The 21,003-nt window shown below is 71.2% G+C and carries 21 protein-coding genes; 8 read left to right on the top strand and 13 right to left on the bottom strand.

Going from position 1 to position 21,003, the window contains the following annotated elements:
- Positions 1-7: 7 nt before the first annotated feature.
- Both HG543_RS17920 and HG543_RS17915 read right to left on the bottom strand, forming a co-directional pair.
- On the bottom strand, positions 8-829 hold the full coding sequence (locus tag HG543_RS17920) for an HAD-IIB family hydrolase (protein ID WP_169346010.1): 822 nt from the start codon (positions 827-829) through the stop codon (positions 8-10).
- Positions 829-1,941, bottom strand: coding sequence for a hypothetical protein (locus HG543_RS17915; protein WP_169346009.1), 1,113 nt, complete (start codon positions 1,939-1,941; stop codon positions 829-831). The genes HG543_RS17920 and HG543_RS17915 overlap by 1 nt, the downstream gene beginning before the upstream one ends.
- A gap of 89 nt (positions 1,942-2,030) precedes the next feature.
- Between HG543_RS17915 and corA the strand changes: the two genes are divergently transcribed.
- A complete protein-coding gene (corA, locus tag HG543_RS17910; RefSeq protein WP_169346008.1) occupies positions 2,031-2,975 on the top strand; it encodes a magnesium/cobalt transporter CorA in 945 nt (314 codons plus the stop codon).
- Positions 2,976-2,994: 19 nt separating this feature from the next.
- The gene (locus HG543_RS17905) at positions 2,995-3,789 is read left to right on the top strand and encodes an alpha/beta fold hydrolase (protein WP_169346007.1); all 795 of its coding nucleotides are present in this window, start codon (positions 2,995-2,997) and stop codon (positions 3,787-3,789) included.
- A 3-nt stretch (positions 3,790-3,792) separates the two neighbouring features.
- Here HG543_RS17905 and HG543_RS17900 read toward each other — a convergent pair whose 3' ends face one another.
- The 6 genes from HG543_RS17900 to HG543_RS17875 form a co-directional block, all read right to left on the bottom strand.
- Positions 3,793-4,968, bottom strand: coding sequence for an ARPP-2 domain-containing protein (locus HG543_RS17900; RefSeq protein ID WP_169346006.1), 1,176 nt, complete (start codon positions 4,966-4,968; stop codon positions 3,793-3,795).
- The gene (locus tag HG543_RS17895) at positions 4,968-6,455 is read right to left on the bottom strand and encodes a hypothetical protein (RefSeq protein WP_169346005.1); all 1,488 of its coding nucleotides are present in this window, start codon (positions 6,453-6,455) and stop codon (positions 4,968-4,970) included. The genes HG543_RS17900 and HG543_RS17895 overlap by 1 nt, the downstream gene beginning before the upstream one ends.
- A gap of 170 nt (positions 6,456-6,625) precedes the next feature.
- Positions 6,626-7,003, bottom strand: coding sequence for a hypothetical protein (locus HG543_RS17890; protein WP_169346004.1), 378 nt, complete (start codon positions 7,001-7,003; stop codon positions 6,626-6,628).
- A gap of 36 nt (positions 7,004-7,039) precedes the next feature.
- Positions 7,040-8,044, bottom strand: a complete 1,005-nt coding sequence (locus HG543_RS17885; protein WP_169346003.1) for a dipeptidase — start codon at positions 8,042-8,044, stop codon at positions 7,040-7,042.
- Between the two features lie 79 nt (positions 8,045-8,123).
- The gene (locus tag HG543_RS17880) at positions 8,124-9,257 is read right to left on the bottom strand and encodes a serine/threonine-protein kinase (RefSeq protein ID WP_169346002.1); all 1,134 of its coding nucleotides are present in this window, start codon (positions 9,255-9,257) and stop codon (positions 8,124-8,126) included.
- 198 nt (positions 9,258-9,455) lie between these two features.
- Complete coding sequence (locus HG543_RS17875) at positions 9,456-10,088, bottom strand: hypothetical protein (RefSeq protein WP_169346001.1); 633 nt, start codon at positions 10,086-10,088, stop codon at positions 9,456-9,458.
- 360 nt (positions 10,089-10,448) lie between these two features.
- Here HG543_RS17875 and thiS point away from each other — a divergent pair, with 360 nt between their 5' ends.
- From thiS to HG543_RS17845, 6 genes are read left to right on the top strand one after another with little or no spacing between them, the layout of a single operon-like run.
- A complete protein-coding gene (thiS, locus tag HG543_RS17870; protein WP_169346000.1) occupies positions 10,449-10,649 on the top strand; it encodes a sulfur carrier protein ThiS in 201 nt (66 codons plus the stop codon).
- Between the two features lie 9 nt (positions 10,650-10,658).
- Positions 10,659-11,444, top strand: coding sequence for a thiazole synthase (locus HG543_RS17865; RefSeq protein ID WP_169345999.1), 786 nt, complete (start codon positions 10,659-10,661; stop codon positions 11,442-11,444).
- Positions 11,445-11,458: 14 nt separating this feature from the next.
- Entirely contained in the window at positions 11,459-12,073 is a 615-nt protein-coding gene (locus tag HG543_RS17860; protein WP_371876521.1) for a thiamine phosphate synthase, read from the top strand.
- Entirely contained in the window at positions 12,070-13,098 is a 1,029-nt protein-coding gene (locus tag HG543_RS17855) for a hypothetical protein (protein WP_169345998.1), read from the top strand. The genes HG543_RS17860 and HG543_RS17855 overlap by 4 nt, the downstream gene beginning before the upstream one ends.
- 25 nt (positions 13,099-13,123) lie before the next feature.
- Positions 13,124-14,014 (top strand): DUF4129 domain-containing protein, encoded by an 891-nt coding sequence (locus HG543_RS17850; protein WP_169345997.1) that lies wholly within the window; start codon positions 13,124-13,126, stop codon positions 14,012-14,014.
- Entirely contained in the window at positions 14,011-15,168 is a 1,158-nt protein-coding gene (locus HG543_RS17845) for a DUF4350 domain-containing protein (RefSeq protein ID WP_169345996.1), read from the top strand. The genes HG543_RS17850 and HG543_RS17845 overlap by 4 nt, the downstream gene beginning before the upstream one ends.
- Here the strand turns inward: HG543_RS17845 and exoP are convergent.
- The 5 genes from exoP to exoL form a co-directional block, all read right to left on the bottom strand.
- Positions 15,165-16,367 carry a spore coat polysaccharide biosynthesis glycosyltransferase ExoP gene (gene exoP / locus HG543_RS17840; RefSeq protein WP_169345995.1) on the bottom strand — a complete coding sequence of 401 codons (1,203 nt, stop codon included), beginning with the start codon at positions 16,365-16,367 and terminating at the stop codon, positions 15,165-15,167. The genes HG543_RS17845 and exoP overlap by 4 nt on opposite strands.
- The gene (locus HG543_RS17835; protein ID WP_169345994.1) at positions 16,354-17,445 is read right to left on the bottom strand and encodes a glycosyltransferase; all 1,092 of its coding nucleotides are present in this window, start codon (positions 17,443-17,445) and stop codon (positions 16,354-16,356) included. Before HG543_RS17835 ends, exoP begins: the two co-directional genes overlap by 14 nt.
- 13 nt (positions 17,446-17,458) lie before the next feature.
- On the bottom strand, positions 17,459-17,977 hold the full coding sequence (locus tag HG543_RS17830) for a serine O-acetyltransferase (RefSeq protein ID WP_169345993.1): 519 nt from the start codon (positions 17,975-17,977) through the stop codon (positions 17,459-17,461).
- Between the two features lie 81 nt (positions 17,978-18,058).
- Positions 18,059-19,591 (bottom strand): spore coat polysaccharide flippase ExoM, encoded by a 1,533-nt coding sequence (gene exoM, locus HG543_RS17825; protein ID WP_169345992.1) that lies wholly within the window; start codon positions 19,589-19,591, stop codon positions 18,059-18,061.
- Entirely contained in the window at positions 19,588-20,784 is a 1,197-nt protein-coding gene (gene exoL, locus HG543_RS17820) for a spore coat polysaccharide deacetylase ExoL (RefSeq protein ID WP_169346025.1), read from the bottom strand. The genes exoM and exoL overlap by 4 nt, the downstream gene beginning before the upstream one ends.
- Between the last annotated feature and the right edge of the window lie 219 nt (positions 20,785-21,003).

The following is a 21,003-nucleotide window of genomic DNA, read 5'->3' as shown; positions in this document are numbered from 1 at the left end:
TCACTCCTCACAAGCCCAGGCGGCCCCGACGGGCGAGGATGGCGCGCGCCAGCTCCTCGAAGCCCCGTCCCTCCGCCGCCCGGGTGATGAAGGCCGGCGGCGCGTCAATCCGGTCCAGCACGGACCTCACGTTGGCCACGCCGACGCCCAGTGCAAATGCTGCGAACATCGGGGCGTCGTTGAAAGAATCCCCCGAGTACACGTACCGCCCGTCCCCCGGCTCCAACCGCTCGCCCCACGCCACCTTCGCGAAGCGCCGCGTGGCGCTCAGCTTGTCGAAGCGGCCCAGCCAGCAGTTGACGTGCACCGACGAGCGCACCGCCGTCACCCCGCGCGCCGTCAGCAGCGCCTCGATGCGCGAGGCCCCCGCGTCTCCCAGCCGGGCCTCCTCGTTGTAGTCCACGGCCAGGTCCACCTCGGTGTACGCGCTGTCCAGCGACAGCCGCGCCCCGGGCACCTGCCGCAGCACCCGCGCCACCTCGGCCTGGAGCCGCTTGCGGTTGGCCGCCCGCTCGGCGGGCCCCTCCGCGTACACCTTCCGCAGCCGCCCGTGCTTCCCGCGCAGGAAGAACAGGCCCCCGTTCTCCACGATGACGCCGTCCACGGGGAGCTGCCGCGCCCAGGCCTCGCCCCACCCCGCCGGCCGCCCGCTCACCAGCACCACGCGCAGGCCGGAGGCGGACAGGCGCTCGAGCGCCCGCACCGTGTCCGCGCGCAGCCGGTGCCCCGTGGTGAGGGTGCCGTCCACGTCCGTGAAGACGCCCTCCACGCGGGACAGGTCCGCCTCGCGCAGCGGGCGCGGCGCCACCACCTTGCTGGGGGCCGCCATCACATCACGTCCAGCGAGGCCAGCAGCCCCTGGAAGTTCTCGATGGTGTTCTTCAGCTCGGGCGCGGGCAGCTGGCCAATCTGCAGCTTGCGCGCCTTGCGCAGGAAGGCGTCCAGGTCCCCGTCCCGGCCGTAGAGGGACTGGGCGCTGCTGGCGGCCTCCGCCAGCGCGCGGGCGGCGCCCGGCACGTCCGAGCCCACCAGCGACAGGGCCCGCTCCAGCCGCACACCACAGGAGGCCCACACCTCGCGGTCATGGATGATGAGCACCTGCCGCAGATTCACCGCGGACAGGCCGCGCACGAAGTCGTCGAGCTGCTCCACCACCGCCACCAGCTCCGCCCGGGAGGGGCTGGGCAGGATGGCCAGCCGGCCCACCTCGGCGCGCATCTCCACGATGTGGCGCTTGTCCTGCGCGCGCAGGTTCCGGTACGCGGCGGTGCGGCCGAAGGCGTCCAGCTCCGTCTGGAGCTGCTGCGCGTTCCACTGGACGTCCTCGGGCTCGGCCTCGCGCACCTTCTTCAGCCGCGCGGCGATGATGCGGGCCAGGTCCGAGGTGATGGCGCGCACCGTGACGGCGGCCTTCACCTCGGCCTCGTAGCCGGGCACCACCTGGGCGCGCGTCACCTCGCCGAAGGTGCTCACCGACTCGAACACGAGGTTGCTCATCTGCTCGCGGAAGCGGGCGCGGAAGCGCTGGATTTCCGAGAGCAGCGTCCACCGGTCGCTCACCACGGACGGGTTGCGCATGGACTCGCCCAGCTGGGTGACGCCCTGGGCGATCTGCTGCATGGCCTCGTGGAGCACGCCGGTCGGCTCCGCCACGCCGCCGGGGAACTCCTCGCGGATGACGTTGAGCAGCGCGTTCACGTCCATCACCGTGTCGCGGATGACGGGCGCCATCTCCTCCCACAGCGACAGGTCCGGGGACGAGTCCACGACGGGCGTCTCGTACTTCACCAGGTCCATGTCGCTCAGCCGGGCGATGGCCTGGGCCGCGGCGGCGTACACCTTGCGCAGCCGGCCGGCGACCGCCCGGTCGGGGACGGACTTCAGGATTTCTTCGAGCCTCGGCGACAGCGAGGCCTGCGGGGTCTCTGCGGCTTCGGACACGGGAGGTACTCTACTAGCGCTCGACTTCCGCGCGGGGGAGTTCTAGCACTCGGTTTCAGGCGGGACCGCCTCTTGGGGAGCGCTACGGGATGATCCAGGTCTGTCTGCTGAAGGACGGTCAGTTGCTGACTGGGGGGGAGGAACTCCTCGCGGAAGAGGGACGGAAGTGGATCGACGTGCAGCAACCGACCGAGGAGGTCCTGCTCCGGCTGGCGGAGCGGTTCGGCCTTCACAAGCTGGCCGTGGAGGACTGCCTTCACCTGGATCAGCGGCCCAAGCTGGAGGAATACCCCAACCACCAGTTCATCGTCCTCCAGGGATTCACCGCCGCCAGCAAGGACGTCTGTGATCTGACGCTCCACGAGCACCACTTCTTCCTGGCCAGCGACTGGCTCATCAGCGTCCACGAGTTCCCCTTCGCGGGGCTGGACGCGGTGATGAGGCGCGTGAGGGACGACCCGAAGGCGACCCTGGGGCGGGGCACGGACTTCATCCTCTACATGCTGGCGGACGGACTGGTGGACGCGCAGTTCCCCATCCTGGATGTCTTCAGCGACGAGCTGGAGGACCTGGAGGTCGCCATCTTCGACAAGGTGGAGCCCACCCAGCTGCAGCGCATCTTCGAGATGAAGCGGATGCTGGTGACGTTCCGCCGGGTGCTGTCCCCCCAGCGGGATGTGGTGGGCATGCTGTCCCGGCGGGGGATGACGAACATCGAGGACCGGACGACGCTCTACTTCCGCGACGTGTATGACCACCTGGTGCGGCTGTACGAGCAGATCGACGCGGGCCGGGACATCGTGGGCAACGTGATGGACGGCTACCTGTCCATGGTGGCCAACAAGACGAACGACATCACCAAGCAGCTCACCATCTTCTCCACCCTCTTCCTGCCCCTGTCGTTCATCGTCGGGTTCTTCGGGCAGAACTTCGAGGTGCTGTCGTCCAGGGGTTACTACTACGCCATGTGGGTGACGATCATCGGGTTCCCGGCGGCGCTCATCCTGTGGTTCAAGCACAAGCGCTGGCTCTGACGTCGCACGGAGGCGAACGATGCTGACGGTGTCCGTGGATGGAATCCCCCTGCACTACCGCGACGTGGGCCAGGGGCCCCCGGTGCTGCTGCTGCACGCCTTCCCGCTCAGCGGTGACGCGTTCGACAAGCAGGTGAAGGCACTGTCGGGGCGCTACCGCTTCATCATCCCGGACCACCGGGGCTTCGGGCAGAGCAAGGTGGGCAGCGGGCCCACGGAGATGTCACTGCTCGCCCGGGACGCGCTGTCGCTACTGGACGCCCTGAAGCTGGACCGCGTGGTGGTGGGCGGCGTGTCCATGGGCGGCTACGCGGCCATGGCGCTCTTGCGCGAGGACGCGGGCCGGGTGGCGGGGCTGGTGCTGGTGGACACCCAGGCGGGCGCGGACGACGCGGCCGGCAAGGAGCGCCGCGAGGCGTCCGCCCAGGAGGCGCTGGAGAAGGGCGTGGAGCCCCTCATCCAGACGCTCCTGCCCAAGCTCGTGGCTTCCGGGCCGGACTCGCCGGTGGGGCGCGAGGTGGCGGCGCTGATGCGCACGGCCTCGCGCGAGGGCATCGCCGCGGCCCAGCGCGGCATGGCGCTGCGGCCGGACGGCAAGGACATCCTGGCGCGCTACGCGGGCCCCGCGCTGGTGGTGGTGGGCGAGCACGACGCCATCACCCCGCTGGAGAAGGCCAAGGCCATGGTGGACCTCATCTCCGGCGCGAGGCTGGAGGTGATTCCCGGCGCCGCGCACCTGCCCAATCAGGAGCAGCCGGAGCGGTTCAACGCGGTGCTGGATGGCTTCCTGTCGTCCCTCCAGCCGGGGGCGTGAGCCTCAGCGGCCGCGCGCCTGCCGCCGCGTGGCCGCCTCCAACACGTGCTCCTTGAGGAGGTAGCCGAAGCCGGCGTTGCGCAGGCGGAGCACCAGGTCATCCCGCGTGGCGCCGAGGCGCTCCGCCGTGGCGTCCAGCTTCCAGCCGGACAGGGCCAGTTGCTGGAGGAGGTACGCCCGCCGCGTCTGCGCCGCGGAGAGGCGGTACGTCTTGAGGTAGTCCAGCGTGCCGTCCTCGTGGACGATGGCTTCGCCGACGTGGTTCTCCTGCGAGGGGACGAGGCCCGTCCGGAAGCGCTGGAGGAGGAAGGGGCCGGCGTCGTAGACGCGCTCGGACGCCACCTCCACGCCGAAGAGGCCGCCCGCCATGAAGGCGTGGAAGTCCGCCCAGTCGCGCCGCATGCGCGTCACTTCCGTGCGCAGGTCTTCCAGGCTGGCGATGCGCTTGTCGTCCAGGGACAGCCCCAGCTCCGGCGCGTCACCGAGGAAGCCGTACTGGAGGAGCAGCTCGCCGTAGAAGTCCTCCAGCAGCGTGCGGTGCAGCGCGCGGTAGTCCTCCGGGTGCGCGACGATGAAGGCGGACAGGAGCACGTCGGCGTTGAAGAGCAGCATGCCCACCTGCCGCTCGTGGAGCTCGAAGGTGCGCAGCGCGCCGTCCAGGGCCGAGCTGGCCCAGCCCGGCACGGAGGTCTCGATGCGCGGGTCCAGCCCTTGCGACAGCGCCTCGCGCGAGTACTCGGCCCAGGCCACGTCCGGACCGCCGAACTGCAGGGCCAGGAAGCCCTCCATGGCCACGTGCAGCGGCAGCATCCGCAGCTGCTGCTTGTCCTCGCGGCGCACCATGCGGTGCAGGAGGCGCACGGAGAACGGCCCCACCTTCACCCGCTTCCCGTCCCGCACCTGGAGCTGCGTGCCGTAGATGGCGTCGGACTGGCGAGGGCCCCACGTCATCACCAGCCCGTGGGGAATGTACGAGACGTACTTGAGGCCGGTCACCGTCAGCTCGCCGCTCAGCGTCACCACGGACAGGGCGTCGTCGTACGTCCGCCGCGCGAAGCGCAGGTCTTCTCGCGGGCTGTCTCGCAGCACGGGCACCAGCCGGAGGCCACCCCACACCTGCGAGGGCGCCAGCCGCAGCCCGGAGAGCTCCAGCTTCTTCAGCAGTCGCGCGTCGCCCATCACTCGCCCTCCTCCGCCGCCGGGGACGTCCCGGGGGCTTCGCTCCGCCGCCGGCGGGCGTCTCGCTCCAGCCACTGCCGCACGCGGGCGGACAGGTAGCGCTCCAGCTCCGCCAGCGCGGCCGCGCCCTCGGCGAAGCGCGCGAAGCCCAGCACCGTGGGCAGGTCCTCCGCGTCGCGCACGCCCACGGTGGGCACGGCCGTCCCGAAGGAGCGCGGCGCGTACTCCTCCGCGTCGAACACCGGGTTGACGTGCACCAACGCGGTGCGGCGCTCCGGGTCCAGCTTCGTCCGGAAGACGCGCGTCAGCTCGGCCACCGCCTTGGGCGGGTCGTTGTCGTGGCCGTCCGACACGATGACCACCAGGTCCGCGCCCCAGGCCAGTGCGTCCAGTAGCGGCGTGGCGATGTCCGTCTGCCCCCGCGCGCCCACGAGGACGGCGTCCTCCACCGGCGTCGTCCAGAAGGCGCGGTAGTCGCGGGACGCGGCGGACAGCAGGTAGTGCGCGGCCAGTGCCACGCCCAGCGGCCGGCGGCGCTTCTCCAGCGAGCCGGAGGCGGAGTAGCTGTTGTCCAGCACCGCCGCCACCCGGCCCAGCGACACGGGCGCCCGCTCCAACACGCGTGCCGCGGCCCGCGCCAGCGCCGTGTGCAATGCCTCGCGCCGCTCGCGCCGGGCCTCCGGCTTCAGCGCCAACGCGTACAGGGCCAGCTTCGTCAGCGAGGCCCGCTCCAGGTCCACCGGCGGCGCCTGGCCGCTGTCGCGCGCGGCGGACTCCTGCAGGCGCAGGCGCTCCGCCGCGGTGAGGCGCGGCTCGATGCGCTGGAGGAACACGTCCCTGGGAATGCCGTGCCTCGCCGCGAGCCCCTCGGCCACGGTGTACGGCAGCGCATAGACGGCTTCCTGCGTGTAGTGGGCCTGGCGGAACGCCTCCAGCAGGGGCTGCGTGTACGTCCGCTTCTTCCAGCCGTGGATGAGGAACGGGCCCAGCTCGCCGGGCAGCTTCACGTGCCCGTGAACCACCGCCGCGCGCAGCTTGGAGCGGTACTTCACCGCGTCGAAGGCCAGGTCCGCGCGCCCCGCCAAATACTCACGGGCAATCGCGCGGGCGCGGCGGTTGTTGATGCGCCGCGCGCGCAGCGACTCCAGGACGCGCCAGGCGCGGGGCGGCGGCAGCGCGCGGAGCGTGGCGGCGATGAGGGCGCCCTCCTCCCTCCGGTCCTCCTCCGCGGCGGGGCTTCCGGCCGCCAGCAGGTTGAGGATGATTTGCGCCTGGTTGAAGTGGTTGATGCCGGCCGCGAGCGTGCGCGCGTAGAGGCGGCGGTAGTTGCCCAGGATGTACTGGTGCAGGAACTCGATGGAGACGGACTGGCCTCGCGCGTCGCCGTAGAACTCGCGCTGCCCGGTGCAGGAGAAGCACGCGTTGACGAACATGACCAGGTCCTCGCGGGCGACCTGGTCGATGCGGACCTGCGTGACGGCTGCCATCGCTCGCACTGCCTCCCCAAGGCTTCCGGCATGAGACGGAAGCGCCGCTCGGGGAAGAGGGATACGACCAGCGGGTCAGGCTCCAAAGGCTTGAATCGGAAGTCGCATCGGAGTCCCGCGAGCGGCACTCCCACGCTACCACACGCCCGGAGCGGCGGATTCCTGACGGCTCAGGGCTGACAGGTCACCTGGTCACCCGTCACCGAGCACGCGGAGCAGGTGGCCGTCTCCTCCAGCACGCCCTGCCGGCACTCCAGGACGGCCAGCCCATCCGGGCGGCACAGCCCCCGCCCCTCGGCGCTGGAGGCACAGGCGTCACCGGCCCGGTTGTTCGACGTGTCACAGCGCACGGCGTCGTCCGTCTCGCGGCAGCCGAGCGGCCCGCGGCAGGGGACCTCGCGCCAGACACCATTGCGGCACTCCAGGGCGAGGACCTCCTCCTGGCAGACGAAACCGCTCCCCTCACAACTGTCTCCCGCGCTCTGGCCGCAGCCGGCGAGGAGGAAGGAACCAACAAGGGACGCGGCGACGAAGAGAGAGCGTGTCATGGGCTCCGGCCAATATTTCGAGCGTCCCGCTCCCGGTCAACCACCCAGTGTCTCCTGGAAGAAACGCCGGAAGTTTCCACCCATGACACGTTCCACCCATGACTCCGGATGCCGTCGTAACAGCGCTGCGGTGAGCAGATGCAGGTCCGTGACGTCCCTCATCCCCTTGGGCAGGGGCACCATGCCGTCATAGTCGGAGCCCAGACCCACGCCGCCCTCGCCCATGACGTCCACGGCGTGCTCGATGTGGCGGACCACGTCGTCCACGGAGTCCCCGCCCAGGTACACGGGGGCGAAGATGATGCCCACCACCCCGCCCCGGTCCGCGATGCGGCGCAGGGCCTCGTCGGTGAGGTTGCGCCAGCCGCCGCCCGCCGCCCGCACGCCCGTGTGTGAACAGAAGAACCGCACGGTGGGGTGAGCCAGCAGGTCCTCCAGCGTGCGCTCCGACGCGTGGGCCACGTCCACGCTGAGTCCCAGCCGGGCCATCTCCTCCATCACCTCGTGTCCCAGCGGCGTCAGCCCGCGGTTGCCCATCATCGGGAACGAGGAGCCGCCCAGGTCGTTGTTGGACAGGTGGGTGAGCCCCATGAAGCGCACACCGCGCCGGTGCAATTCCGCCAGCCGCTCCACCCGGCCTTCGATGGCGTGGCCCCCTTCGATGCCCAGCACCGCCGACAGCCGGCCGTGAGCGAGGTTGTCCTCCAGCGCCGCCCCGGTGGTGGTGACGCGCACCGCGTCCCCGGAGGCCTGACAGAACGCGTCCATGCGCTCGATCTGCCAGAGGGCGCGCGTCCACTCGCTCGCGCGGGCCTCGCGGGGCCACCCGCGCCACGCGGCGAACACCGGGAAGCCGCCGATGAAGGGGAAGCCCCGCGTGACGATGGTGAAGCACTGCAGCTTCATCCCCGCCTCCTTCAGGCGGGGGAAGTCCACATGGCCCTCCTCGGAGCGGGCACACAGGTCGCGGTTCCACATGAGGGAGTCCGCGTGTCCGTCCGCGATGCACCAGCGCTGATGGAACTCTTTCACGTCGACCATGCGCGGCAGTCTGCCCGGCCCGGAGCGCGAGACAAGCGCAACCCACGCTCCGGAAGCCAATGCCCGACACCGCGCCCGCTCACGGCTCCACGGGAGCGGCCGGCTGGGGGGCCTCTTCCGGCCGGGGGACGTCCTCCCACCGCAACACGTCCGCGCCCCGGCGGCGCGAGCGGGCGTCACGCCGCACCTGGGCCGCCTCGCGCTCCGCCTCGCGGGGCCCGTAGGTGTAGCCCATTCCGGCCAGCACGCCGCGCAGCGCGTCCCGCAGCTCCAGCCCCGACTGGAATCGCTCCGCGGGCTCGCGCCGCAACAGCCGCCCGAGGATGGCGCGCATGGCCCCGGACAGCCCCCGGGTGGCGTGCTCCACGTGCGCCGGGGTGAGGCAGGCCATGCGCGCCGCCATCATGGGCGCGGGCAGCCAGCTGGGCACCTCCGCGAGGAGCGACTCCGCCTCCGGCAGGGGCCCCGTGGCCAGCGCGGCGCGTTCCACGTCCTCCAGGTCCAACAGGTGCAGCCCGGTGAGCAGCTCCAGCAGCACCACGCCCAGGGAGAACAAGTCCGAGCGCCCGTCCAGGGGGCGCCGCAGGAGCGCCTCCGGGGAGGCATACGCGAGGTCTCCCCGGACGACATGGCCCTCCGTGCCCACGCGGCCCGGCAGCTTCGCCCACGCCATGGCGAAGTCCGCCAGCTTCACGCGGCCGTGCACGTCCAGGCGCAGCGTGCGCGGGGACACGTCCCGGTGGACGATGCCCAGGGGCTGCCCCCGCCCGTCCTCCAGGGTGTGCGCGTGGTGGAGCGCGTCCGCCACCTCCGAGCCCACGTAGGCGGCGAAGGCCTCCGAGAAGGGCCTGCGCCGCAGCGCCGCGAAGCTGGTGAGCGTCTCCAGGCTGTGGCCCTCCACGTACTCCATCACCAGGTGCGGCGAGCCCTCGTGCACGCGCACCAGGAACACCTGGGCGATGGCGGGGTGGCTCAGCCGCATCAGCAGCTTCACCTCCTCGCGCAGGCGCGCGCGCCCCCGCTCGTCCCCGGAGTCCTGCAGCCGCTTGATGACCACCAGGTCACCGGGCATCCCCGCGTAGTGCCGGCGCGCCAGCAGCATCTCCCCCGGTCCCCGGGGCCCGAGGAAGCGCACCAGCTCATAGGCCGTGGCTCCGGCGGTGAAGAGGATGAAGGGCTTCGAAGTGGGGTGCTCCGGGTGGTGGGTGGGCATAAGCCTCCTGGGGGGGAAGTCCTCCCCTGGGTTGGGAAGGCGTGAGAAAACCTCACGGGTTCCTCCTACCACCCACGTCCGACACACCCTCCCGACCTCCCAGCACGGACTCAGGAAAAAAAGGGAACGGCCCCCGCCGGAGCGGGAGCCGTCCGAGCCGGCCCGCGAGGAAACGGACCGACCACTGCTCCGTGCGGACTACTGCTTCTTCTGCGCCGGCTGGGTGACGGTCAGCTCGCGGACCACCATGTCCTTGCCCTCCATGACGTAGGAGGCGCGGACCTGGCTGCCCTCGGTGAGGTCATCCAGCTTCACCGGCGCGTTGTTCTGCATGATGCGGGTCTGGTCGTTGGTCTTCAGCTTGAGCTGCTTGTTGCTGGTGGTGTCGACCACCGTCAGCGAGTCCCCGCCCGTGGAGAGCACGCGGCCGTTGACGCTCGTGGCCGCCGCGGCAGCGCCGGCCGTGCCGGAGCCACCCTGCGCCGAGTCCTCGCGCAACTCCTCCTGCTGCTCGCGCTGATTCTCGGCGAGCTCCTCCTGCTGCCCACGCTGCGCCTCGGCGAGGTCCTTCTCCTCCTCGCGGACGTCCTGCTGGGCGCTGGCGATGTCTTCCTGCGCGTTGCGCTGGGCGCTGGCGATGTCCTCCTGCGCGTTCTGCTGCGCGCTGGCCGTCTCTTCACGAGCGCTCTGCGTGGCCTCCGCCGTCTCGCGCTGGGCCTCCTGCTGGGCCTCGGCGACGTCTCGGCGCTCGGACTCGACGTTGTTCTGCTTGCACCCGGAGACCAGGGCCAGACCCGCCACCGCGGTAACCGCCATCATGAGCTTGCGCATGTCGTCCTGCTCCTTTTCCAGTAGGCCAGGAGTTCGTTTCCCCCGGCGTTGGGTTGAAAGTGGATCCCGCCCTGGACCTTGAACAGGGCTTGGCAGGGACGCGGGACGACATAGGGGCTCCATCCCAGACTCGGAGCGCCCGGCCGGCAGCCTGCTTGGTGGGGAAGAATGGAAAGGCACGCACCGGCAGTGGGAACGCGGTTTCCCACTTCCTGGCTCCGGGTTCTTCCGCACCACTGCGACGCGGCGGACGCTTCCAGTGGAGAGCGCGTTGACAGCGCGAGGTGCCCCTTATAGTCCGTGTTCCGATTTCAGATTCACCGATTGAATCTGACCAGGAACTACAGGAGCCACGACGCCGTGCAGGTCCAGGTCAACGGAGAGACGCGCGAGGTGCCGGAGGGCATGACCCTCGCGTCGCTGCTGGAGTCGCTCCAGGTGGGCGGTCCCGGCGTGGCCGTGGAGGTCAACGAACAGGTCGTGCGCCGCGCTCGCCACCCCGAGCACCGCCTCCAGGCCGGCGACCGCGTGGAGATCGTCACCTTCGTCGGTGGCGGCTAGGAGATTGCCATGAGCATCCAGGACAAGCCCTTCACCATCGCCGGAGTCACCTTCGGCTCACGCCTCATCCTCGGCACCGGGAAGTACCCCAGCCACGAGGTGATGAAGCGCTGCCACGAGTCCTCAGGCACCGAGATGGTGACCGTGGCGGTGCGCCGCCTGGACCTGAAGGCCACGGGCGAAGCGTCGCTGATGAACTGGATCGACCGCAACCGCCTGCGGCTGCTGCCCAACACGGCCCTCTGCTACACGGCGGACGACGCGGTGCGCACCTGCCGGCTCGCCGAGGAGCTGGGCATGAGCAAGTGGGTGAAGCTCGAGGTGCTCGGCGACGAGAAGACGCTCTACCCGGACGTCGAGGAGACGGTGAAGGCCGCGCGCATCCTGGTGAAGGAGGGCTTCACCGTGCTGCCCTACACCAGCGACGACCCCATCACCGCGCGCAAGCTGGAGGACGCGGGCTGCGCGGCGGTGATGCCGCTGGCCGCCCCCATCGGCAGCGGCCTGGGCATCCGCAATCCGCACAACATCCGCCTCATCCTGGAGACGGTGAAGGTGCCCGTCATCGTCGACGCGGGCGTGGGCACCGCCTCCGACGCGGCCATCGCCATGGAGCTCGGCGTGGACGCCATCCTCATGAACACGGCCATCGCCGGGGCCAAGGACCCGGTCCGCATGGCGGTGGCCATGAAGAAGGCTGTCGAGGCCGGCCGCGACGCGTACCTCGCCGGCCGCATTCCCCGGAAGGCCTACGGCTCGGCGTCCAGCCCCATCGACGGGCTCGTCCACCAGTAGTCCCGGGAGCCACCGTGGTGGCGCCGCCCGCCCTGCCCCGGCTCGTCGTCATCACCGACTGGCGCCTGCCGCCCGAGCGGCTGCTGGGCGCGCTCGGCCGGGTACTGGAGGCCGGCCCCGAGGTGGCCGTGCAGCACCGCCACCCCGAGGCCACCGGGCGCCGCTTCCTGGAAGAGGCCCGCCTGCTCGCGGACCTGTGCCGCGAGCGCGGCAACCCGCTGTTCGTCAATGGCCGCCTGGACGTCGCGCTGCTCGTCGGCGCGCACCTGCACCTGCCCGCCCGGGGGCCCACGCCCGAGGACGTGCGCCCCCACCTGCCCGCCGGGCGGCTCGTCAGCGTGGCCGTCCATGACCTGGAGGAGGCGCGGGCCGCGCGTGGGGCGGACCTGGCGCTGGTGAGCCCGGTGTTCGCTCCCGGCTCCAAGCCCGGGGACACGCGGCCCCAGCTCGGCCCCGAGGGCTTCCGTGCCCTGGCGGCCGCCCTGCCCTGTCCCGCGCTGGCGCTCGGCGGCATCACTCCCCAGCGGGCGGGAGAGGTCCGAGGCGCGGCGGGCTTCGCGGTCATCTCGGCGGTGCTGGACGCGGACGACCCGGCGGCCGCGGCGCGGGCTATGCTGCGCGCACCGTGAGCCCCACCCCCGCCGTCCCCGAGCTTCGCCCCCTCGCCATGGGCGAGATGATCGACCGGGCCGCCACCTTCTGGCGTGCCCACCTCAAGCCGCTGTTCGTGATGAGCTTCGGCTTCTCGCTGGTGAACTACATCGTGACGAAGGTCGCGATGCTCACCACCCAGCGGCTGGCCCCGCTGCTCTACACGGGGGATGCGCAGTCCCGCGGGCAGATGGACCCGACCCAGCTCATGGGCCAGGCCGGCGTGGCCATGGCGCTGTGGGGCGTGCTCTTCGTGTTCCTCTTCTGGAGCTACTGGCTCGCCACCATGACGGCGTCGAAGTACGTGGTGTCCGTCCACCTCGGCGAGCCCGTGGGCCCGGCGGACGCCCTGCGCCGCGCCTTCTCCCGCGTGGTGCCGATGACGGGCGCGTATGTCATCTCGATGGGCTGGTCGACGCTCGTCACCGTGCTGTGCCTCGTGCCGGGGGCCCTCTTCGGCGGCCTCGCCTTCGCCGCGGCCGTCAACGGCTCCAACGTCATGGGCGCCGCCCTCGGAATCATCGCGGCGCTGCTCGCGGGCCTCGGCGCCATCGCCGCGATGCTCTGGTACTTCCTGCGCTTCATGCTGCTCCCGCCGGTGATGGCGACCGAAGACGTGGGCGCGTGGGAGGCCTTCCGCCGCTCCGGGGCGCTGCTGTCCGGCCGCGTGGAGCCGGGCTTCCTGGGCCGCGTGGTGGTGCGCGCCATGATTCTCTACACCGTGATGAGCCTCATCCTCATCTCGGTGCAGCTCGTGTCTCAGATTCCCTCGTGGGTGGTGATGGCGCAGTACGGCAGCCCCTTCGACGCGGCGACGATGTCGCGCACGCCGCAGTACGTGCTGGTGCCGGTGGAGCTGCTGCAGGTGTTCGTGCAGGCGGGCCTCACGCCCATCTACTTCGTCTTCTGCTCCCTCTTCTATCTGGACATGCGCGTGCGCCGGGAGGCGCTCGACCTGGAGCGGCGGATGGAAGCGCCGCCCGCCTCGCCCCAGGCCGCCTGACGCCCCCCCGCACCGAGAGGACGCCGTGCCTGGCCTGTCTTTGCTGATGCTGCTCGCCGCCCTGCCCTGCGCCGAGCGCGAGTCCACCACCCGGCTGATGGAGGAGACGGCCACGTCCCGTCCCTCGGAGCTCCCCTCGGTGGTGGACGGGCTGGCCGCGCGCCTGGGCGGAATGCCGCTGCCCCCCGCCGATGAGGACGCCTCCGCGTCCGAGCGCGCGAAGCAGGTGGCCGCGTTCCTGGAGCGCTCCTGCGCGCTCCAGGCGGAGGCCGAGAGGACCGCCTCCGAGGCGCTGCCTCCGAGCGAACCGGAGCGGCTCCGCGCCATCCTCGACCGGCCGGAGTTCTCCCGCGCGCGGCAGCGCCACGGGGACCTGCTGAAGCGGCTGATGCGCGAGCTGGAGTCCTGGCTGGAGGGGCTCTTCGAGTCGAGCGGGGCCCAGGGCTTCGCGGTGGCCACGCGCGCGCTGATTCTGGGACTGGCCCTGGCGGTGGTGCTGTGGGGCGTGCTGACGCTGAGCGCGCGCCGCCGGCGGAAGGCCACCGCCGTCAGCGCGGCGCCCCTGGCCAACGCGCCGCTGGTGCTGGACTCGCCGGGCGAGCACCTGCGCCGCGCGAGGGAGGCCCTGACGACGGACGCGCGCGAGGCCATCCGCGAGGGGTTGCTGGGCATGCTGTCCGCGCTGGAGCAGCGGCGGCTGGCGCGCCCGGACCGCGTGAAGACGAACCGCGAGCTGGCGGCGGAGCTGCCGGGCCGGGGCGCCCCCGCGCCGGTGGTGAGCGAGGTGGAGCGGCTGGTGGGCTGGTATGACCGGGCCTTCTACTCGCTGGCCCCGGTGCCCGCGGACGAGGCGGCGCGCTTCGTGGCGGCGGTGGAGAGCCTGAACGGCACGCTGGCGGTGGAGGCTCCCCGGTGAAGAACCTCCGGACGTCGCTCGTCTTCGGCGTGCTCATCGCGCTGGCCCTCGCGGTGGGGCTCGCCACGCGCGAGGAGGCACCGGAGTCCCTGGTGCCCACCGTGGAGAACACCGGCCCGCAGGGCCTCCGTGCCCTCTACCTCTACCTGCGCGAGGGCGGCCGCGCCGTGGACGCGCACACCACCTCGCTGGAGTCGCTCGCCCTGGCCACGCGCACGCTGGTGGTGGCCGCTCCGCAGGGACAGCCGGTGTCGAAGGAGGAAGTCGCCGCGCTGGAGCACTTCGTGCGCGGCGGCGGCACGCTGGTGTACCTGTCCCCGCGCGAGCTGGGGCAGCACCAGGCGGCGCTGGAGGACTGGTTGAGGCTGGAGTCGGGCCCGCTGATGCCGGCCAGCAACCGGGGCCTGGACTCGAACCTCGCGGACGCGGGCGGCACCACGCTGGACGTGTGGATTGCCTCCGGGCCGCTGCGAGGTCTGTCCGCGCTGCGTGTGTCCCGAGACAGGGGCGTGCGCATGGGCCACGAGGACGCCGTGCCCCTGGCGGGCCTGGGCGGCGCGACGGCGGTGTGGCGCTGGCCGCTCGGCTCGGGCGAGGTGTACGTGCTCGCGGGCGCGGACCTCGCTGAGAACCGCCGCCTGGAGCTGGTGGACAACCTGCGCTTCTGGGATGCCCTCTCCGCGCGGGGCCCGCTGGTGTTCGACGAGTTCCACCACCAGCTCGCGCCACCGCCGCCCCTGTCGCGCGGCATCTGGGTCTTCGTGGCGCAGGTGCTGGCCGTGGGGCTGCTCTATACCGTGTCCCGGGGCACGCGCTTCGGCGCGCCCCGCCCGCTGCGCGTGGAACGCCACCGCTCCACGCGGGAGTACGTGCGCGGCATGGGCTGGCTGATGCGCCGCGCGAAGGTGGAGCGCGAACTCCTGCCGGAGCTGGACCGCTCGCTGCGCCAGCTCATGCAGGAGCGGCTCGGCATCCCCCTCACCCTCTCCGACGCGGATGCCGCGCGCCTGATGGAGCGAGGGGGCAACGACTACCTGGACGCGAAGGCGGACCTCACGAAGACGCACGCGCAGCCGGCCATCCGTCCGGCCGACTACGCGCGCGTGGTGCGCCGCTACGCCCACCTGGAGCGCCTCGTGACGGGGCGCGCCTAGAGCTGCTTGCCGGCGGCCGTCATGGCCACGCCGACGTGGTGGCGGATCTCCTCGACGCGCGCGTCCCAGCTCTCGCTGAAGATCTTCTCCGCGCGCTCACGGCTGGGGCCAGGCCCCTCCGCGAGGCACTCGTCCACCTTGCGCACGAAGTCCTCGGTGTCCGAGGCGATCTTGCACAGCCCCACCTTGCGGACCTCGGGCAGGTCCGTGGACACCACCGGCAGGCCCGCGGCGAGGTACTCGCGCACCTTCAGCGGGTTGGCGTTCAGCGTCAGCTCGCTGACCTTGAAGGGCATGAGCGCCACGTCGAAGGCCTTGCTGTAGCCGGGCAGGTCCGCGTACGGCTTGCGGCCCAGCAGGTGGATGTTGGGCTCCTTGCGCAGGGCCGAGTCATCGCAGTCCGGCGTCGTCTTGCCGATGATGACCACCGAGCCCTCCGGATGGGCGCGCGCGGTGGCGATGATGGCCTCCTGGTCCACCCAGTCCGCCACCAGCCCGAAGAAGCCGATGATGGGCTTGGGCAGGTTCGCGATGTCCGCGGGGATGGGCGTGGCCGGGTCGCACGCCTTCACGAAGTGCGTGAAGTCCGTGCCGTGCCGCACCAGCACCGTGCGCGGGTTGAGCTTCGACTTGTTGTCCCGCAGCCGCTCGGCGGAGGTGATGCAGAGGTCCGCGCGGCGCAGCAGCCGCTCCTCCAGCTCCGCGATGTGACGGCCGTTGGTGTCGCTGAAGGCGGAGAACTCGTCCACGCAGTGGTAGACGACGAACTCCTCGCCCAGCGTGCCGGACACCGGCGCGGAAGCGGGCAGGAAGCTCCAGGAGATGGGCCGCTTGAAGTTCAGCTGCTTCATGGCCCGAAGCACCTGGAGCCGCAAGAGGTGCCGGTTGGCGTTGCGCACCAGCTCCGAGCCGTAGAAGGGAATCGCCAGGGGCGACAGCACGAAGAGGTTGGGCAGCACCTCCTTGATGCCCTCGGTGAACTTCTCCAGCTTGTTGATGATGCGCCTGGCGTCGTGCGCGTTGGCGCGCGGCGCGCGGTTGCCGATGCTGTTCACCCACAGGATGCGGTTGTCCCGGGCGAGGATCTTCATGATGTGGACCTTGGACAGCGGGTCCCCATCCCAGTCGTTGGAGAACACCACCAGGTCGCGTCCGCGAAGCGCCCGGCGCGCCAGGTCCATGTCATCACTGCGCCGCATGTCTCGTCTCTCCCGTGTCGAAATCTTCGTGTGACTGCTTGGAAGGGTTGGCCGTGCCGGCCAGCTCCGCGTAGAGCGCGAGCAGTTCCGGCCCCGCGTCCACCGAGGGATGCAGCGACGGCCCCGCCGCCACGGCCTCGGTGACGGCGCGGGCGAGGTCCTCCGCGTCGCCCGCCGCGAACACCCGTGTCCCCTCGGGCCGGGCGCAGACGTCGCTCGCCACGCACGGCACGCCCAGGGCCAGGGCCTCGCGGACGGAGATGGAGTCCCCGTCATGGGTGGTGGGCCGCAGGAAGGCGTCGCTGCGGGCGATCAGCCCCAGCGCCGCGGAGTGCTCCAGCTCCCCGAGCACCTCCAGGTTCCCCGCCACGTGCAAATCACGCACGTCGCGGAGGAACTCCTCCGAGTCCGTTCCCGGGCCGAACAGCGCGAGCCCCACATGGGGGTTCGCCTCCGCCAGCCGCCGCAGCGCGCGGAAGGCCAGCTTGCGCCCGTACACCGGCGACGGGTGGTGCGCCATGGCCAGCAGCGGCTTGCGCCGGGCGCGCGCCGCGTCCACCACGGCGGGCACCGGGCCCGGCCGCACCTGCGAGGCGCAGAAGGCCGGCAGGACGACGACCTTCTCCTCGGGCACGCCGCAGCTCAGCAGCGCATCCCTCACCGCCCCGGACACGGCCACCACGCGCGCGTAGCCGGCCAGCGCCACGCGAGCGAAGTTGCGCCGTGCACCCGAGGCCGCGAGATAGTCCGGCAACAACCCCGAGTGCAGCGTGATGACGCGAGACGCCCGGAGACCCGGCATCCCGCCCACCATGCCCGCCAGCACCCACGACTTCGGGTTGTTGCCGCTGGTGTGGACGTGCACCGTCCACCCCGAGGAGAGGAACCCCGCCAGCCGGAGGCCGAAGTGCGTGGGGCTTCGCATCGGAAGGACGTCCGGAGCCGGCCGGCCGCCCTTTCCAATGTCCAGCACCCTGGCTTCGACCCCGCAGCCGCGCAGGTAACCGTGAAGCTGTTGTACATGGATGGCCACACCGCCGTAGGGCGGCGGGTAGTCCCCGACGAGGAGCACTTTCATCCGTTTCCCCCGTCTACTGCCGCATGGAGGCCGCGGGAGGCACGGCCGTCAGGTGCGCGCGCTGGGGCAGCAGCCCCATCTCCCGCTGATAGGTCGTGAGCGGATCCGGGTCCTCGCGGATCACCTTCGCCGGGACACCGGCCACCACCGCGCCGGGCGCCACGTCCTTGAGCACCACCGCGTTGGCGCCAATCACCGCGAAGTCGCCAATGCGGATGTTGCCCAGAATCTTCGCCCCCGCGCCGATGCGCACGTAGTCACCGATGACGGGCGCGCCCTCCAGCCCCGAGCGCCCGCCGATGGTCACCTGCTGCGAGATGAGGCAGTTCTTCCCCACCTTCGCCGCCTTGTGGATGACCACGCCGATGCCGCCGTAGCCCAGCTGCGTCCCCTCGCCAATCTCGGCATCCTCGGGGATGTACGAGCTGTGCAGATAGTAGATGGCCTTGCGCAGAATCGCCGGCAGCAGGGGAATTCCCCGCTTCTTCAGCCCGCGCGCGAGCCGGTAGAACGTCATCGCGTCGACACCCATCACGCCTCCCTCACCCCATTTCCCGACGGCCAGGAAACTAGGTACCCCACCGTGGGGAGGGAAGTGCTCCCCACGCGTCAGCTACACGACGCTCACGCTGCTCTTCCGGGAACGCAGTCCCCCGATCACGCTCAGCGGCTTCACACCCGTGGCATGCAGCGCCACCAGGTACACCGTCAGGAACAACACCCCGGCCGAGGCCAGCGGCAGCACGCGCCAGAAGAAGCCCTCCGGCAGGTGACTGAAGGCGGCCTGCGCGGCGGATCGCAGCAGGAAGACGCCCACCGCGGCGGAAGCGGCGGCCAGTGAGCCCTTGCCCAGCTCCCGCCATGGGATGACGTCCATCACCCCCAGCTTGAGCCGGGGCGTGGACAGCGCCGCGGGCACCCTCGCCAGCAGCGTCGCCTTGCCCACCACCTCCGCCACCGCCCACGAGCCGATGCCTCCCATCAGCCCCAGGTACTTCACGCCCAGCCACACGAGCGGCACCGTCACCGCCGCCTTCACCGCGTACGAAACGAAGATGGCGCGCGTCTCCCCCCGGGCGCGCAGCGTCCCATCCATGGGGAGGATGGACAGCACCACGCCCAGCACGCTCACCCGGAAGATGGGGACCGCGGGCAGGAACTTCTCGCCGAACATCGCCGCGATGAACTCCGGCGCCGCCGCGAAGAGGAACGCCGCGAAGGGCAGGAAGACGTAGGCCAGCTTCCCCGCCGCCTCGCGGAAGGCCTCCACGCCCTCCTCCAGGCGGCCCTCGCGCTCCAGCTCGCCCAGGCGCACCATCAGCACCTCGCTGGTGGGCGAATAGAGCAGGTCCACGATGGGGAGCTGGAAGCAGCCCACGCGGTAGAGCGCGTACAGCGCCGGCGCCACCGCGCCCGCCACCGCGAACAGGTGCGCGTTCTGTTGGGGAATGGCCAGCAGCATCGCCGCGCCGAAGGGCGCCGCGTACGCCAGCTGCTCGCGGAAGAGCGCGCGGCTCACCAGCGGACCGGAGACGCCGCGCAGCGACACCACCCACGTGGCCACGTAGCGCAGCGCCGTGAAGGCCGCCACCGCCACCATCATCCCGTACAGGGACGCGCCCAAGAGCGGCGGTATCACCATCACCCCCGCGCGCACCGCGTCGGACACCAGGTACACGACGGCGGACGCGCGTGTGCGCCCCTGCGCGGTGAGGGACAGCTCCAGCGGGAGGCTCCCCAGCAGGAAGGCCGTGTACGCGGCCAACGGCAGCCGGTACCCGGCCAGCGCCGGGTTGGAGAACCAGCCCGCCACGTACCCCAGCAGCCCGTACACGCCCGCCGCGCCCAGCAGGCCCGCGGCGGTCATGAACAGCATCGTCTGCCCGAGGTACGGCCGCTTCACCTCCGCGCGAGGCAGGAAGTAGTAGAGGCTCTGCGCCACGCCGAACGGCAGCACGTAGTAGAGCGTCGTGGCGATGAGGAAGAGCTGGTAGTACGTGCCGTACTCGTCCAGGTGCAGCACCCGGGCGAGCACGAGGGGAATGGACAGCGTCAGCCCGGCGGTGAACAGCCGGGCCAACACCAGGGGACCGGCGCGCCCGAGGAACGAACCCCCGGACGCGGCCGGTGTGGGACTTCCGCTCACGGAACCTCCTTCACCGTCGACACTGCTTCATCGCTCAGCACGTTCGCCGCCACCGCGGGCGCGGGCACCTCCGCGCTCGGGACGATGACGGGGTTCGGCTCGGCCGGGCTGGCCACCGCCTCGCTCACCACCAGCTCGTTCACCGCCGTGCCGCCGCGGGTGATGTGGGGCCGCTTGCCCGGCACCGGGTGGTTCATGCCCAGCACGCCGAAGCAGTCGTCGAACTGGCAGGCGGTGAGGGACGACGAGTAGTCGCCCGTCATGCCCAGGCTGAAGTTCTCCCACAGCACCTTGCGCTTGAGGGTGAACGGGTCGCCACCGATGCGGTTGGGGAAGTCCTCCGTGGTGACGCCCGAGCGGAAGCCGTTGGACGACAGCACGCGGATGATTTCGTCCGAGTACCAGCCGTTGCAGTACGCGAAGTCGCGCACGGTGATGCCCACCTCGCGCTCGATGGTGTGCTTGGACTCGAGGATTTCACGCTCGACGACTTCCGTCGGCTCCAGCGTGAGCACGGTGTGGCCCAGCGTGTGGGCGCCGAACTCGAAGCCGTCGCGCGCCATGCGGCGCACCTCTTCCCAGTTCATGACGTCACCCTGCTCCGGCACCAGGTCCTCGCCGCCGCCGAGCTGCTTCTCCAGCGCGTCGATGATGTCCGTCAGCGTGCGCGCGGGGTGGTCGCCGATGAAGTCGTCCAGCGCGGCCGACACCGTCTTCTGTCCGGAGAGGATGGGCCCCAGCAGCTCCAGCGACGGCGCGGGCAGCGTGTCGTAGACGGGCCGGTAGCGCCGCTCCTGGATGCGCCGCAGCAGGTGGAAGAGCCGGTCGTGGTTGAAGCGCTTCTCGGTCCCGATGAAGGCCGTGGGCAGATAGGTGATGGCCGGCACGCCCATCTGCTTGAGGACCGGGTAGGCGTACCGGTACACATCCCGGTAGCCGTCGTCGAAGGTGATGACGCACAGGTCCTTCTTCGCCACCCGCCGCCCCGCCATGACGTCCACCGCGTCACCGATGGAGGTCAGCTCGAAGCCCGCCGCGTGGGCCTCCTCCAGGTGACGCCGGAACGTCTCCTGGGAGATGAGCAGCCCGGGGATGGAGCGCTGCAGCTCCCCCGTGAAGTCGCTCACCACGCGGTGGTAGCTGACGATGAGGATGCGCCGCCCACCCGACTGCGAGCGGCGGTACGCCGCCATCGCCTTGCGCAGTCCGCTGTAGTGCATCACTCCCGCCGCCGCCGCCTTGACTGCTCTCCGAAGCACCTTGCCCGTCGCCATCACGCCCTCCGCGCGGAGCAGAAACCACCTGCCCGCTCCCTCCCCATGGGGAGCACCCTCGCCGCGCATGTGCAGGGGGAATGCCATGCCGAAGCTAGGCACTCGCGTGGCCAGTACAGAGGGCGGGCCCATCAGGGC

The organism is Pyxidicoccus fallax, assembly GCF_012933655.1.
Classification (GTDB): Bacteria; Myxococcota; Myxococcia; order Myxococcales; family Myxococcaceae; genus Myxococcus; species Myxococcus fallax.
Note: the sequence above shows the minus strand (reverse complement) of the source record. Positions and strands in the feature narration are given on the sequence as shown.

Coding starts and splice junctions, on each gene's coding strand:
- HG543_RS17890 (WP_169346004.1), bottom strand. CDS start 7,003: ATGACACGCTCTCTCTTCGTCGCCGCGTCCCTTGTTGGTTCCTTCCTC.
- HG543_RS17865 (WP_169345999.1), top strand. CDS start 10,659: ATGAGCATCCAGGACAAGCCCTTCACCATCGCCGGAGTCACCTTCGGC.
- HG543_RS17830 (WP_169345993.1), bottom strand. CDS start 17,977: ATGGGTGTCGACGCGATGACGTTCTACCGGCTCGCGCGCGGGCTGAAG.
- exoL (WP_169346025.1), bottom strand. CDS start 20,784: ATGGCGGCGTACCGCCGCTCGCAGTCGGGTGGGCGGCGCATCCTCATC.
- HG543_RS17835 (WP_169345994.1), bottom strand. CDS start 17,445: ATGAAAGTGCTCCTCGTCGGGGACTACCCGCCGCCCTACGGCGGTGTG.
- HG543_RS17875 (WP_169346001.1), bottom strand. CDS start 10,088: ATGCGCAAGCTCATGATGGCGGTTACCGCGGTGGCGGGTCTGGCCCTG.
- HG543_RS17905 (WP_169346007.1), top strand. CDS start 2,995: ATGCTGACGGTGTCCGTGGATGGAATCCCCCTGCACTACCGCGACGTG.
- corA (WP_169346008.1), top strand. CDS start 2,031: ATGATCCAGGTCTGTCTGCTGAAGGACGGTCAGTTGCTGACTGGGGGG.
- HG543_RS17920 (WP_169346010.1), bottom strand. CDS start 829: ATGGCGGCCCCCAGCAAGGTGGTGGCGCCGCGCCCGCTGCGCGAGGCG.
- HG543_RS17880 (WP_169346002.1), bottom strand. CDS start 9,257: ATGCCCACCCACCACCCGGAGCACCCCACTTCGAAGCCCTTCATCCTC.
- HG543_RS17895 (WP_169346005.1), bottom strand. CDS start 6,455: ATGGCAGCCGTCACGCAGGTCCGCATCGACCAGGTCGCCCGCGAGGAC.
- HG543_RS17900 (WP_169346006.1), bottom strand. CDS start 4,968: ATGGGCGACGCGCGACTGCTGAAGAAGCTGGAGCTCTCCGGGCTGCGG.
- HG543_RS17885 (WP_169346003.1), bottom strand. CDS start 8,044: ATGGTCGACGTGAAAGAGTTCCATCAGCGCTGGTGCATCGCGGACGGA.
- exoP (WP_169345995.1), bottom strand. CDS start 16,367: ATGCGGCGCAGTGATGACATGGACCTGGCGCGCCGGGCGCTTCGCGGA.